Below are 14896 nucleotides of genomic sequence, written 5' to 3' on the forward strand. Positions count from 1 at the left end.
TTTACCACTTAAATCCACCGCGGAGGTAGACTTTTTCATCGTTGAACAAAGTTATTTCGGCCAGATAGAACAGGCGTTCGCCTTCGTAGCTTACAGACGGCGTCAGGGAATATTCCATCTTGGCACCATTCAGGAAATCCTTGTGAATTTTCATATGGTCCACACGAGGCGTGGTATCATTCAAAGCACTACCATAGTCCGTTCCCTTCCAATACCAGGTATTACGGAGGGAAGCGAAAATGCGGTGGTCCAATCGACCATAAACAGTCCAGTCAATAGTCTGACTGTTAGGGCCGTTCTGATTGCCAATGGGGCGACCAAGATGAGCTAACTGGGCCGTGTTCTTGTGGAAATGAGAATAGACGTAAGGTTCGATGCGGGCGTATTCCGCAATGGTACCAGCTTCCAGAAGATGTCCCTTTATAACAAAGTCATGAGCACCCTGAAGGCCTGCCATCCAAGCCCACTTGGCCTCGATATTGTCGTTCTTGACCAGGCTTACCGGGCTTTCCATATCATCCAGGAAGAATTCCGTATACAGACGGACTGACCTAAAGAGACGATAGTTGAAATCAAAGGACAAGGAACCATTATTGCTGTCTTCGGAGTAGTTGCCCTTTTCCATGAACAGCGGAGCCGTAGGAACAAAGAGCCAAGGCTTCATATTATCGTACAGCATCTGCAGTTCACTGATGCCGAAAGTGCCGTTCCCTACAGCAAGTTCGTAACGATGTCCAAACAGGTTGCGGCTTTCATCCTTATTCTTCATACTCATACTGGAGTAGATACGAAGATCGGCATAGAAAGAAACAACACGCAACGGACCAAAGGTCAAATCCATGGTCAACATGTTGTACGGGAGCGCAAACTGATTTAAGGACAAGTTATTGTAATAGCCGGGGCCCCAGTGCAAGACATCTCGACCTAAATCCAACCTGAACCAGTCATGATTAAAGGCGAAGTGTGTTCTGTAGCGGGCATAGCTTGTATATTCGATACCGGAGTTGTTCTCCTCTTTCTGAACTTCCAGGAATTCGCCGTCAAAAGATTTCGGATTGGATGCAGAATGGCCTTCATCATAAATGCGGGCATCAAGAACAAAATCAACAGAATCCGCAAAACCCCGCAGATAGATTCCACCATCAATGCTGGGCCAAACGGTATCACCCAAGGCCTCACCACCGCGATAATCCAGGCCACCCACCAGTGAAACGGCCAAGGCAATTCTCGGTTGGGCACGATCAGCACTACGTCCCTTTCCTAAAATGGATCCGCCGTGGACGTTATCATAACCCAGAAGAGCATTGCCTTCGGTCTTCAGGAAATTCTTGCGGAAGGTGGTATCGCGACGCGGGTAAGAGAAGAACTGACGCCCCTCCCCTGTTGTCACCTGATGCAATTCAAACAGCATGGGTGAATTTTCTAGCAACCGCAAATTGCGAACGTTTTCAGGAGCTACGACAGGAGATGCAGCAAAAGCTGAAACAACTAGGCTACAACAAATGGCCCAAAGACAAATGGGTTTCAAGAAATAATGTTTCATAGATGTTGATTTTTCAAGAATCGTGGACCATAAATTTAGTTTTTTTCGTCCTGCTTTTCTAGGGGACCAGTACGTTAACACGATTTCGGTCATTTTTGTTCCACCTGGAACTATTCATCCCATTTAATAGTAGGCTTACCATAAAATTCATCATTTTATTTCATCTAGACAATTCAATCAAAACATATCTTTCAAGGCAGTGTAAGGAAAACTCAATTCAAAGGGCTATTATGACATCAAGGAAGTTTTTGGGTATTTCGGCTTTCGCAAGCCTCTCTTTCGGTCTAATGGGCGGCTGTTCAGACAGTTCCGTCGATGCAAACACTGCAGAAGTACTGGGTCAGGGCGGAATCGAAGCCGGCACACAGAGCCTGTGCGGTGATTTGATTTCTCTGTTTGATGAAACCAGCAACACGACCTATTGCTTCGATGCAAACAACCAGCTGCAATATTTTGTAGACGCCGCAGGAAACACCACCAACGCCACCATCGGAGATGCAACACAAACCACTCCTTCTGGCGATCCGTCCATTGAAAATCCCAGTCCCGATATTCCGGCGACCAATGTATGCGTCGATCCCGTTGACGGAACCGTCGCCATCAACACTGTCATTTCTAGCGCAGATGGCAGCACCTACATGTACGACGCCAACTGCAACAAGATTATCTTGACCCAACCCACGGCCGGCACCCCTTCTACCGACACGAACCCCATTGAGGGTACGGACACTCCCGCTTCCAGCACAAGCGTCGCAGAAAATCCGGTTGGGGCCGCCAGCTCCTCTTCTACAGGCATAGCCGTTTCTAGCGGCAGCTACGAATCCGCCTCCAACGGGAACTCCCCCACCATTACCTACGCTACATCTGGCGCAACCCTCACAAATGACAACGGCTGCGTTACTGTAAACGGAGGCGAAGTAGAAATCACCTGCGCCGGCGAATATGAATTTAGCGGTAGCTACAAGGGAGCCGACGCCCAGATCCGCGTCAACTCCCCCAAGGCAGATTCCGGAGTCTACCTGAACCTTCGCGGTCTCACACTCGAAAACACCGCAGACGCTCCCATTTACGTGCAACAGGCCAGCAAGACTTTCGTGGTTGCAAAAAGTGAAACCGTAAACACTCTGAGCGACGGAAGCACCCGCACTAAGGCACACACTTACGTCAATAACAGCGGCGTTACCAAAACAGACACTACAAACGCAGCCATCTACTCCAAGGACGATATGACCTTCAAGGGAACCGGCACCTTGAACGTCACCGGCAACTACAATAACGGCATCCAGAGCTCCAACGATCTCCGCTTCCGCGGCGAAACCATCATCAATGTCACCGCCAAGAACAACGGCATCAAGGGCAAGGGCCTCGTAGATGTTGAAAAAGGCAACATCACCATCACAGCCACTTCCGGCGACGGCATCAAGAGTGACGAATGCACCGTCAACGGAAGCGATACCACTATTACCGAAGGCAAGGGCATCGTAAGCATCAAGGGCGGCTCCATCAACATTATCAAGGCCGGTGATGACGGCATTCAGGCCTTCAACTATGTGATGATTTCCGATAGTGTCTCGGTTCCTTCCATCAAGGTGAATTCCACGGGCAAAGGCATCGTTTCCGAGAACCACGTCTACATCAACGGCGGCGAAAACACGATAACTTCCGGCGACGACGGAGTACACAGCAATCTGAATATCGACTTCAACGGCGGATTTACAACGATTACCGCAAAGGGAAATGACGGTGTCCATGCAGACTCCACTCTACGCATCACAAACGGTACCGTCTATGTAAAGGATTCCTACGAAGGCCTTGAAGCCTGGTACATCACCATCAGCGGAGGCGTTACTGACGTTTACGGTTCCGATGACGGCTGGAATGCAGCTGGTGGCAATGACGGTTCCGGCAACAGCACGCAGACTGGCGGCAACAACTGGGGCAATCGTCCCGGTGGATTCGGCGGAGGCATGGGCGGCATGGGCAGTTCCAGCGGACACCTTACTGTAACCGGTGGCGTACACTACGTAAAGACAGGTTCCGGTGATACCGACGGCATCGACTCCAACGGCGAACTGACCATTTCCGGCGGCGTCGTGGTGGTAGAATGCCAGATTAGCGGTGGCATGGGCGGTTCCTTCGACTCTGACGGCACAGCAACACTCACCACAAAGACACTTCTCGGCTTCAGCAAAAGCAAGTCCGAGGCGGGCACCAGCTACAACGTAAGCTTCAACACCAACGGCTACTACGGTAACTCCAGCATCGCTTTCAAGCCCACTACTTCCGGCAGCTACATCCAAGGCACCAGCCAGGTTTCTACCATAAGCAACATCAACAGTTATAGCAAGAACGTCACCTTCCCCAACGGAAGCACCGTCTACTACAACTAAGAAATTACCCTCCTAACCCCCAAAGGACCTTCCGATTCGTCGGAGGGTCCTTTTCCAAAAGCAGCGCACACCTCCCCCAGCAATCAAATTCCGCGCAGTTTACCCCTGAGGAAAACAAAAAAAACACCGGCTTTTAACCGGTGTTCTTTGCAAAATTTGCGGAAATATTCGCAAGGTCTAGAACGATTACATCCAGCCGCGATCAGAAGTGCCGGAAATACCGCGGATCTTAAGATCGAAGTCATCACGGTTGGTAGCGGCATTCATTGCAGTTTCAAGGGTAATCTGTTCGGTCTGATACAGTTCCAGCAAGGCCTGGTCAAAGGTCTGGCTCTGGTACTGCATATGACCATCAGCGATAGCTTCTTCAATAAGATCGTTCTTATCCTTGTCCTGGATGTACTCGCGAACGGCACCGGTGTTCACCAGAATTTCTGCTGCGGGAACTCGACCCTTGCCATCCTTGGTGGGCAGCAAGCGCAGAGAAATAATGCCCGCCAGAACTTCACCCAGAAGCAGACGGATTTCATCATGCTGGTGCGGCGGGTACATAGAAAGCACACGGTGAATAGTTTCAGTTGCGTTGGTGGTATGAATCGTAGCGAACACCATATGACCGGTATCAGCAGCGGTCATGGCAATCTGCATGGTTTCCAGGTCACGAATTTCGCCCACCAGCAAAACGTCAGGGTCCTGACGAAGAGCGGCACGAAGGGCATTCGCATAAGAAAGGGTATCTACGCCAATTTCACGCTGAGAAATAATGGCGACGTTATCCTTATAGAGGTATTCGATAGGATCTTCAACGGTAATGATGTTCACCGCTTCGCTCTGGTTAATGTAATCCAGCATAGAAGCCAAGGTGGTAGACTTACCAGAACCCGTCGTACCCGTCACCAGAATAAGGCCGCGCTTGGTCAAAGCCAACTTCTTGATGATTTCAGGCAAGTGCAGTTCTTCGAAGGGAGGAATCTTTGCCTTAATATGACGGATAACGATAGCGATGGAACCGCGCTGACGGAACACGTTCACACGGAAACGACCCATATCGCGGGCGCCCACAGCAAAGTCGCATTCCTTATTCTGTTCAAAACGCAGTTTTTGGTCACGATTCATGATATCATCCAGGAAGGAATCCATCATACCGCCATCGACGCGGATGTCGAAAGGTTTAGTCAGGGCACCGTTAATACGGTAGACCGGAGGTACACCCACGCGAATGTGCATATCAGAAGCCTTGCGATTCACCATTTCGCGCAAGAGCTGTTCAATACGAAGCTGAGCCTGTTCTGCCATTAGGTGTTACCTCCAAACTTGTCACGGAAAATCTTTTCAATTTCATCCTTACGGGCCGCAAGTTCCCGATCACCAGGTTCACGCTGAACCAGTTCCTGGTACATCTTGAGAGCGTCGGCATAAAGTCCCTGGTCAAAATAGATTTCTGCCAAGGTTCTAGTTCCCATGCTATCATCAAGATTCAGTGCGCCCCTTTCGATAGGAGCATCCGGATTCTTTACAAGGCCAGCAGTGATTTCATCGTCAGAGTCACCTGACATCAAGAAATCCATGCCGCTGCCAGTAGTCTTGGGTGTTTCGGTCAGCGCATCATCTTCCATGTCGAACAGACCCTTAAAGGCACCGGAAACTTCACTTTCCAGAGAAGCCAGGTCCGGATTTCCGGCAACGGGCTTTTCGACGAAAGAAACGTCTGCCTCAGGAGCAACTTCAGAAGGAGCCGCGGAACCAACCTCAGGGGCGACAAAATCATCATCGCCACCAAAAAGACTGTCGAAGGACTTATTCAAATCCGTTTCCAAATTACCCGATGCAGGATTCTGCAGAGATTCTTCTACAGCGGCAGTCGTGAGCTGCTGTGCGGATTCAAAATTCAAGTCAGACGATTCGGTTTCTGAATTCATGCCAGGCAAATCCAAATCATCGTCATCACCAAACATGGATGCAAATGCACCGCCCATTTCCTGAGCAATATCAGTAGATTCCTGTTTTTCGGAAACAGGGGCTTCGGGCATAGTCAATTCCGATTCAGCCAAATTAACTTGTTCAACAAGTGTATTTTCAGCCTTTTCCTCGGGCAGATCATCATCCGCGCCAAAGATGGAATTGAAAGCAGAACCAACTTCAGAATCGTCATCCATGAACGACATGGGAGAAGCGATCTGCGGATCGGAAGGAACATCCACTTCCGATACAAACTTCGGTTCTTCGGTAGTTTCTAGGGCAGGAACTTCAAATGTTTCTTCTGCAGCTTGTTCAGCCTGACCTTCGGCAAGCATGTCAACCGGAGCGTCGAAGGAGAGATTGTCATCACCGCCAAGAGACAGTTCAGATAATTCGCTGGACTTTTCAAAGAGATTTTCTTCGGGAAGTTCATCTTCACCGAAAATAGATCCAAAGGCGTCATCCACGCTCACAGGCTTATCGGCAGCGGGAGCGGCTGCGACCGGAGCCTCCGGTACGGCAGGAATATCAGACAAAGCGGAAATAGATTCAGACAGAGGTTCGTCTGACATGGAATCCAGAGATGTAGTGCTAAAGTCTGCATCGGCGGACTTTTCAAACATCGAGAAACCAGCCGGCTCGTCAGCAAGTTCGGCAGCAGGAGCAATTGTTTCTACAGGTGCTGCGGCTTCAACAGGTGCAGCCGGAGCGGCAGGTGCAGAACCAAATTCATCAGGAAGTTCATCTTCGCCGAAAATAGAATCAAAGGCATCGTCCACGCTCAAGGGCTTGTCTGCGGCAGGAGCAGGTGCAGCCGGAGCGGCAGGTTCTTCCAGAGCTGCAGGTGCAGCGGGTTCTTCGAAGGAAGTCGAAGAAGAGAAGGAATCATCGGCAAAAGAAGATGACTTTTCAAACAAGGAAGATTCTTCGGCAGCCGGTTCTACGGGTGCCGGAGCGACAGGAGCTGCAGCAGAGGCTGCAGGTGCGGAACCGAATTCTTCAGGAAGTTCATCTTCACCGAAAATAGAATCGAAGGCGTCATCTACACTCAGGGGCTTGTCAGCAGAAGCTGTAGACTGGCTTTCAAAAATCTTGGATGCATTTGCTTCGGCAGCTTCATCCACAACAGATGCAGAGAAATCAGCAGCCTTGGGAGCAGGCATTTCTTCGGCTTCAAGATCATCATCTAGGCCGAACATATCCGACAGGGCGGCATTAACATCGTTGCCGGAAACATTGTCATCTGCAGGGAATTCTTCAATGGGCTTATCGATATCATCGTCAGCCCTAATGGAATCCATAACAGAATCAAGCGAAGCAGTCAGTTCATCGATTGCGGCATCATCACCGGAATCGCTGTTCGGAAGCATGGCGGCAAGAGCAGCAAACGGATCATCATCGTTAGACGAACTGCTCTCTGAAGCAAAGCCAAAACCAAAAGAGGAAGACTGTTCTGCAGGAGCGTCATCCTCCTGCATACCGGAGCTGAACAAACCTGACGAACCCATGCTTTCAGAAGCAACATCATCGTCAGAGGTTTCGCCGAAAGCTTCACCAAAGGCCTTTTCAAAGGAGCGGCCACCGGAGTTAGACTTTTCAAACAAGCCTCCCCCAAGAGATTCATCGTCAGCAGAATCATCAGGACCGCTAAAGAGTCCAGTATTAGAATTGGATTTTTCGAAAAGACCACCATCGGAGGATTCATCATCATTTCCGGATGACAGGGCATCAGAAAGATTGAAGTTCAGAGAATCGTCACCATCAGACGGAACGTCAAAGCCACCAGAAACTTCTTCGGTAGCGGCGCCAGCAACAGCAGCGGCTTCGGCCACGACTGCAGCCTCAGGAATGACATCGTATTCATCCTTCCAGAACTTGTTCAGGGGATCCATGTCATGGTAGCGACGGTAGCAGCGGTTACGTTCGGCGACATTTCCCAGGCGATCATAAGCGTCGCCCATAATCTTTTGGGCAGCCAGGTTAAACGGATCCATCACAAGAATGTTGGTGCATTCCTGTACGCAATCTTCAAATTCTTCTTTCTGAAAGAGAATCTTGGAACGAACAAGTCTAGCCGCAATATCACCAGGATAAAGGGTCAAACCACCGTTGACTCTCTGAAGAGCAGTGTCCAAATCACCTGCAGCAAGTTCCATATCGGCAAGCCAGGCAAAAATCTTGGACTTACTGTTTTTCTTGCCTACAGACTTTTTTAGAGATTCCAACGTCACCGCCATAAACACCTCTACAATTAGAGCAAAATTGCTTCGTCAGACAAAAGGACAGGAATTCCTTCACGGACAGGGTAAACCCTAGAACCGTCAGCAGTAATCAAAGCCTCGGTCAAGGATTCAGTAATTGTTTCACCCCCCACATTCTTGAGGGTTCCGGCAGAAATAGCACTATTCAAGGCAGAAAGACGTTCGCTATCTGCCAACTTGAGGGCTGCACGAGTTTCGGGGCAGCAAATAATATCCAAAAGCTTAGAATCTAACATAAGACCTTTATTACCAATTACTTACACAAAAATAATATCATTTCGCGAAAACGTTGTAGACCTAATGGAGGTATTTAAGGTTTACAAGGGCATAATCGCCATCTTTTCCGTTTCCTATGAGCAAAAACACACGTAAACCCAACTTTTCAAGCCAATTTACGTCGTAGGGCTCACAATATCCAGAGAAATTGGACACCACCAGAAGTTCGCGGCAGCCAGTTCGATTGCAAACAGACTCCATACTGGAAAGGGGGCCCAACAGGTGCTGACGATTGCTTTCGGAAACCGCCTTAGGGTCATTGGATACGCAACCCAGAATTTCGATACCGGGAATCACGTTGTAACGGTCAAACCAGTTGTCCAGAGAATCCTGGGAGCCGCCCAGCAAAATGGAACGATGACGTTTCTTGGCAAAAATGCGGTAGAAATAGTTTATCCAGAAAGCCACACGACGCCAGGCCTTGAGGGCCAGGGGGATTCCTAGAATCACGATGGAATATCCAAACAATTCCGAGGCATCGGCGATTTCACAATTGCAAGCCCTGCCGCTTAAGCAAACAACATAAGCTAAAACACCTAGAACGGCAATTAAATTCAAAGGAATCAACCGTGTGATGAATTTACGTCCATTCAAGGATGCGGTACTATACTCTCCGCACAAAGCCAAATACAAAATATTGACGACCAGGATTGTATTTAAAAATACGTTTGCATTCACATAGCCGTCGAATTCATTGTTTTCAACAACGCACGCGACAATCCAAACCCAAAAAATCGTCACCACATCCAGGAAGATTTTCCAGAACTTTGGAATCAAACGGGAGAACATGCCGATAAAGGCAGCAAACAGAATACCCAAGGTCACAAACAATGACGGCACAAAGTACAAGTCCTTGTGCTTTCTTACAAAGATAATCATGGCCTTGTAGAAATCCACATAGGATTTCCAACGGCGAGTCTTACAGCTCTGACCTTTAAAATGAAGGATGTTGGTCGCAGGTGTGTAATAGTTCTTGAAGCCAGCCACCTTCGCCCTAAAGCAAAGATCCAGGTCTTCACCGTACATGAAGAAATCTTCGTCAAAGCCATTCAATTCCCTGTACAGATCGCTACGCATGCAGAAGAAGGAACCACTGATGGCATCCACTTCGGTGACCTGTTCCGGGTCAGCGTAAGTCATATTGTAAGAGGCGAACAACTTGCTCTTGGGGAACAATGCGGCCAGGCCCACGGTCTTTGCAATGGCAGAGAACGTAGTGGGGAAAGAACGGCGGCAGGCCAGCTGCAGGGATCCGTCTTCGTTAAGGATTCGGCTGCCGGCAAGACCCGTTTCCGGATGTTCCTGCACGAATTCCAGCATCTTGCGGAAGGAATCCTTGGAAACGAGAGTATCCGGATTGATAAAGAACAGATAGGGGTTGGTAGCCGACTTTACAGCAAGATTACATCCCTTACCAAAGCCCAGATTTTCCTTGGAATCAATCCACAGGACTTCAGGGAAGAACGCCTTGATTTCTGCAGATATGGGTTCAGGCGAACCATTGTCCAACACAATGACCTGGGTATCCAAGCCTTCACTTGCGTCACGGACGGACTTTAGACAGGCAGGAATAAAGTCACAGGAATTGTAGGCGACAATAATAACGGAGCAGGAATAATCTACAGCCATGGAACACCCTTGTTTAGATTATGCCAAACCCAGACGCAGCTTAAGGACCAGGAAGAAAGCTTCAGAAATAATGCCACCGCTCATCTTGGAAGTGCCGCGGGTACGGTCGGTAAACACGATGGGAATTTCCTTGACGGTAAGTCCCTTCTTCCAAATCTTGAAGGTAGTTTCAATCTGGAAGCAGTAGCCATCGCTCTTCATCTTGTCCAGGTTCAGAGCCTGCAGGGCGCTACGACAGTAGCACTTGAATCCACCGGTAGCATCGCTAATGGGAAGACCAGTTGCAATACGGGTGTAGACATTAGCGCCATAGCTAAGAATCAAACGCTTCAGATCCCAGTTGACCACGCTAATCTTACGATCCAGATAACGGCTACCCAGCACAAGGTCAGCACCATTTTCTGCAGCTTCCAGGAAGCGGTTCAAGTCGGCAGGATTGTGGCTAAAGTCGGCATCCATTTCAAAGACGCGTTCGAAGTCACGTTCAAGAGCCCACTTGAAGCCAGTCACATAAGCAGAACCCAGGCCCATCTTGCCGGGACGGCGAAGAAGATGGATGCGGGGATTCTTTGCAGCTTCCGCTTCAACCATGTCTCCGGTACCATCGGGAGATCCATCGTCCACCACCAGGATTTCCAGGCATTCGTTCTGCTTCAAGATAGCAGACATGATCAGCAGGATATTTTCCTTCTCGTTGTAGGTGGGAACAATTACCAAACTCTTAGGATAAGACATGCTTTTGTACTCCAAAACGTTTCTAATCAAAAATCAACAGTTAAAATAACAAACATTACTTGTCGTTAATGGATTCCGCCACAGGATAAGTCTGTTTCTTGTTTCCATTCATCATTTCACCAAGAAGCCCAAGACTAAAGAATTGCACGCCCATGACCAGGGAGAAACCGCCAGCCAGCAAGAGGGGGCGAACATGCAGGGCGCCCAGCTTAATCCATTCATAGCCGAAGTAGCCACAAATGCCAAAACCGGCCAGCATAAAGATCAAGCCAAGCAAGCCAAAGAAATGCAAGGGCTTTGCGGCAAAGCTGCGCAGGAACATGAGAGAAAGCAAATCCAGGAATCCAGAAACCAGACGGGAAACGCCATACTTGGAAACGCCATGAACGCGTGCTCGATGAGCCACAGGCATTTCGGTAATGCGGAAACCCTGCCACTTGGCCATCACCGGAATAAAGCGATGGAAATCGCCATACAGGTGAATGAAGCGGACCACGGAACTGCGGTAAGCCTTGATGCCGCAGTTAAAATCGTGGAGGCGCTGTCCGCAAACTGCAGACACAGTCAAGTTGAACAACTTGGAAGGCCAAGTCTTGTGCCAGGGATCCAGGCGACGGATCTTCCAACCCGAAACCAGATCATATCCCTCATCGAGGATCTTAATCATCTTGGGAATTTCAAGAGGATCGTCCTGAAGATCGCCATCAAGGGTCGCCACATACTTGCCGGTAGCCTTGGAGAATCCGAAAGCCAAGCCAGCAGCCTTACCGCAATTGAACTGGAAGCGGAAAGCCTTCAGGAAGGAATATTCCTTCGACAGGGACTCCACCACTTCCCAAGTGCTGTCACGGCTACCATCATCAATGATAATGACTTCGTAGGTAAAGCCAGTGGGTTCAATAGCGGCAACGATTTCCTTAAGAAGATCCGGAAGATTTTCGCTTTCTTCCTTCACCGGGATAACAAGACTTAAATCCATATAAAATCGCTAGTTTCGAGTTTCAAGTTTCAACAGTTAGTTTGCAGCAGCGACAACCGCAGAGGCTGCGCTATCGGCAGGGGCAGCAGAATCAGCGGCAGGAGCCGGTTCTTCAACCTTCAGAGGTTCGTCGGAAAGGGTTTCTGCCTGACGGATAGCCATCATCAAGCGGGCGCGGCCACCTTCTTCGAAGGACGGAACGGCTTCGAGACCGCGGTTAGCCACTTCGATAGCCTGCTGCTTCATACCTGCAGCCTGGTAGACGAATGCGGCAGCCCAGTAGTTACGCCATTCATCGGGGAACTGCTTAATGCCCATTTCCAGATACTTGGCGGAGGCTGTAGCAAGGCTATCCACCTGAGCCTTCTTGTCGGCTGTAAAGGGATGGCTGTTGCGGAGCTTTTCGATCTTGTCGCGAGCATCGAAGGAAATCTGCAGGTACAGAGAAATGTAGCTGGACAGAAGACGGATGGTTTCGTCATTGATATAGGCGGTACCATCACCAAGTCCGCGATACTTGTAAACATTATCAATAAGGTTTGCGGTATAGGCTGCGTCAAATGCATTACGCTTGGGATTCAGGTCACCCTTCACCAGGTTGTAGACCATACCTTCCTGGACCATGTACTTTTCAAGACCCATGAAGTTGGAGGTTCCAACGGTGGTAGAAATTTCAATGGGGCGATCCATATTCTGGAGAGCAAGATCGACAACCAGCTTATGCTGTGTCAGCATCATGGAACTACGAGTACGGGCAGCCCATTCAGTAAAGGCATCCCAAACCTGATAGTGGACCTTGAACTGCAGTAGCTTAACAGAATCTGCGGCAGACAGCTGCTGACCTTCCATAGCGTCGATGCGGCTCTTCAGCTGAGGCATCAGGCGCTGAGCCTTCTTGACCCAGGTAGAAGTCTGGTGGTTGGGATTGTTAGCGGAACTATTATCAAGAACCATATCGCTATCAATGGTTTCCTTGGTGTAGCTCAGCTTAAGAATCGGTTCGTTTTCAAGCATCTGCTTGATGTACCAGTCGGTGTTACCCAGAGACAGGTTCACCACGCGCACGTCCTTACGGACTCCGGCCACTTCCTGTGCAAACCACAGCGGGAAGGTGTCGTTATCGCCATTGGTAAAGAGGATGGCGTTGGGGCGGCAGCTGTTCAGCAGGTTGAATGCGTAATCCCAGGGAACCCACAGGCCAGAACGGTCATGTTCCTTGTAGTTGGAAGCACAGGGAATTACAAAGGAAACAAGCACCAGGGCGGCTGCCAGCGGAGCGGCCAAGGTAGGCATAGTTCCGGTAGCGCAAAGGAACACCAGGATACCAGCGCCGATACCGAAGATGAGGCTCATGAAAATGAAGGCCGGAGTATAGAAGTAGTCACGTTCGCGAACTTCGAGATGAACGGATTCGGGGAACGGTGCGCGGCTACCCACCTGGGCAAAGCCCTGTTCGATCTTGGTCCAGTTCTGCCATACAGAGGAGTTGGTGTATGTTTCCAGCTGCTTCTGCAATTCAGCAATACGACCCTGGGTATTTTCGCGACCCTTCAGCATTTCGATGCGGATCTTGGTATGTTCGATATTCTGACGCATGTCGATCAGTTCGTTGGGATCCGGCAGGGCGTTAATGCCTACACCACGAGAATTCAGATCCTGAACATTACGAGTCATGACGCTGACCCAGTAGTCATGGTCACGCTGTTCCATACGAGCGCCATCGGCGAAGTTGATGTAGAACAGCAAACCGAGAGAGCAAAGGGCATAAAGAATAGAAGTAAATACGCCAAGTTTCTTGTTACGTCTCCAGATAAAGACGCAAACCATAACGATAAGACCGTTAAAGATGAGGAAGATCAAGAGCTGCGGCAAGACAGCATCGCCCATGAAGCTCATCTGAGTGGGGAACTTGAAACCAAAGCGTTCCACAGGCTGATTGTCTGCAGAATCAAAGGTGTAAACGCCATTGGCATAGTTCACCTCGCCCACCTTGTAAGGCAGGTACTGGGCCATCTGGTATCCACCGTAACCCATATGAGGGAAGCTGAGGAACTGATGGGCGGTACGGGCACGGCGGTAGAAGGCACGGCTAATCATGCTTTCGGAGCCATACTGCTTACGTTCGATAAAGGCGTTAAAGGCATCCCAGTTTTCAGCCTTGAACAGGTTACCCAACTGCAGGTTGCCCTGATCATCGCGGATGTTGATTTCCGGATTGTTTTCGTCGATGGTCGGATTCAGTTCAGAACGGATGGGAATGTAAAGATGAGTGCTGTAACCAATCAGGGCAAAGAAAGCAAAGGCAAGAGAAAGGCGTACAGCCTTGTTCATGCGCGGGCGGAAAGGCTTTGCAACACTGAGGATAGCCAAGACCACAAGGCAACCCAGGGAAATTTCAATAAAGGCGGACACCATGTAAATCACGGAGCACAGGAGAGTACCGGTGATCCACACAGGAATGCGTTCCACAATCTTCTTAGGTTCTGCCACCAGCAGCAAGGCAAACACGGCAGGAACGGTAAGCATTGTGTACAAGTGAGCGCCAACACCAAGGAATGCGATGTAGCAAATGAAAATCAGAATGCGGTTTGCATAATCTTCATCGTCACGCTTGTTGTACCAGACCAGACCCAGGTAAGACACCAGCATCAAGATGAGCATGGCAATGCCGTAAACTTCAGCTTCCACGGCGTTGAACCAGAAGGTATCAGAGAAGGTCAGCAAGAAACCAGCCACCAGGGCTGCGGTACCGAGAACAATATAACGAACCTTTTCGGAGATCTTTTGAGCAAGGGCGTCGGTCTTAAGGACGGTTGCCAGAAGTTCCCAGGCGAAAAGGGCGGTAACATAAACAGTCGCAGCGGAGCTAACCACAGAAATGTAGTTCACGCGCTTTGCGATTTCTTCAACAAAAGGCAGAAGAACAATTACTGCACGGGCAAAGAAAACGAAGAAGGGGGTTCCAGGAGGATGGGGAATACCGAGGGTGTTAGCACAGGCCACGAATTCACCGCAGTCCCAGAAGGAAACGGTGGGAGCCATGGTCATGGCATAGACAACCAAGGCAACCAAGCAGGTGATACCTGCAAAAATATGCTTCATCCACTTTTCTTTATTGAACACG

The 14896-nt window shown here is 49.5% G+C and carries 9 protein-coding genes; 1 reads left to right on the forward strand and 8 read right to left on the reverse strand.

What is annotated here, in order from left to right:
* Window position 1 precedes the first annotated feature (1 nt).
* On the reverse strand, window positions 2-1411 hold the full coding sequence (locus BUB94_RS10185; RefSeq protein ID WP_073236725.1) for a hypothetical protein: 1410 nt from the start codon (window positions 1409-1411) through the stop codon (window positions 2-4).
* A gap of 362 nt (window positions 1412-1773) precedes the next feature.
* On the opposite strand from BUB94_RS10185, the gene BUB94_RS10190 reads away from it, so the two are divergent.
* Window positions 1774-3933 carry a carbohydrate-binding domain-containing protein gene (locus BUB94_RS10190; RefSeq protein ID WP_083538224.1) on the forward strand — a complete coding sequence of 720 codons (2160 nt, stop codon included), beginning with the start codon at window positions 1774-1776 and terminating at the stop codon, window positions 3931-3933.
* 186 nt (window positions 3934-4119) lie between these two features.
* On the opposite strand, the gene BUB94_RS10195 is transcribed toward BUB94_RS10190, so the two are convergent.
* From BUB94_RS10195 to BUB94_RS10225, 7 genes are all read right to left on the reverse strand, one after another.
* Window positions 4120-5229 (reverse strand): type IV pilus twitching motility protein PilT, encoded by a 1110-nt coding sequence (locus BUB94_RS10195; RefSeq protein ID WP_073159999.1) that lies wholly within the window; start codon window positions 5227-5229, stop codon window positions 4120-4122.
* Window positions 5229-8129, reverse strand: a complete 2901-nt coding sequence (locus BUB94_RS10200) for a tetratricopeptide repeat protein (RefSeq protein WP_073236728.1) — start codon at window positions 8127-8129, stop codon at window positions 5229-5231. The genes BUB94_RS10195 and BUB94_RS10200 overlap by 1 nt, the downstream gene beginning before the upstream one ends.
* 14 nt (window positions 8130-8143) lie before the next feature.
* Window positions 8144-8389 (reverse strand): Trm112 family protein, encoded by a 246-nt coding sequence (locus tag BUB94_RS10205; RefSeq protein WP_073159995.1) that lies wholly within the window; start codon window positions 8387-8389, stop codon window positions 8144-8146.
* Between the two features lie 61 nt (window positions 8390-8450).
* Window positions 8451-10058 (reverse strand): glycosyltransferase family 2 protein, encoded by a 1608-nt coding sequence (locus BUB94_RS10210; protein ID WP_073159993.1) that lies wholly within the window; start codon window positions 10056-10058, stop codon window positions 8451-8453.
* Between the two features lie 18 nt (window positions 10059-10076).
* Window positions 10077-10793, reverse strand: a complete 717-nt coding sequence (locus BUB94_RS10215; RefSeq protein ID WP_073159991.1) for a polyprenol monophosphomannose synthase — start codon at window positions 10791-10793, stop codon at window positions 10077-10079.
* Between the two features lie 55 nt (window positions 10794-10848).
* Window positions 10849-11772 (reverse strand): glycosyltransferase family 2 protein, encoded by a 924-nt coding sequence (locus BUB94_RS10220; protein ID WP_073159990.1) that lies wholly within the window; start codon window positions 11770-11772, stop codon window positions 10849-10851.
* 36 nt (window positions 11773-11808) lie between these two features.
* Window positions 11809-14895, reverse strand: a complete 3087-nt coding sequence (locus BUB94_RS10225) for a glycosyltransferase family 117 protein (protein ID WP_139260199.1) — start codon at window positions 14893-14895, stop codon at window positions 11809-11811.
* Window position 14896: the final 1 nt, after the last annotated feature.

The sequence above is a fragment of the Fibrobacter sp. UWH9 genome, from assembly GCF_900129715.1.
Classification (GTDB): Bacteria; Fibrobacterota; Fibrobacteria; order Fibrobacterales; family Fibrobacteraceae; genus Fibrobacter.

Coding starts and splice junctions, on each gene's coding strand:
- BUB94_RS10185 (WP_073236725.1), bottom strand. CDS start 1,411: ATGCTGTTTGAATTGCATCAGGTGACAACAGGGGAGGGGCGTCAGTTC.
- BUB94_RS10190 (WP_083538224.1), top strand. CDS start 1,774: ATGACATCAAGGAAGTTTTTGGGTATTTCGGCTTTCGCAAGCCTCTCT.
- BUB94_RS10195 (WP_073159999.1), bottom strand. CDS start 5,229: ATGGCAGAACAGGCTCAGCTTCGTATTGAACAGCTCTTGCGCGAAATG.
- BUB94_RS10200 (WP_073236728.1), bottom strand. CDS start 8,129: ATGGCGGTGACGTTGGAATCTCTAAAAAAGTCTGTAGGCAAGAAAAAC.
- BUB94_RS10205 (WP_073159995.1), bottom strand. CDS start 8,389: ATGTTAGATTCTAAGCTTTTGGATATTATTTGCTGCCCCGAAACTCGT.
- BUB94_RS10210 (WP_073159993.1), bottom strand. CDS start 10,058: ATGGCTGTAGATTATTCCTGCTCCGTTATTATTGTCGCCTACAATTCC.
- BUB94_RS10215 (WP_073159991.1), bottom strand. CDS start 10,793: ATGTCTTATCCTAAGAGTTTGGTAATTGTTCCCACCTACAACGAGAAG.
- BUB94_RS10220 (WP_073159990.1), bottom strand. CDS start 11,772: ATGGATTTAAGTCTTGTTATCCCGGTGAAGGAAGAAAGCGAAAATCTT.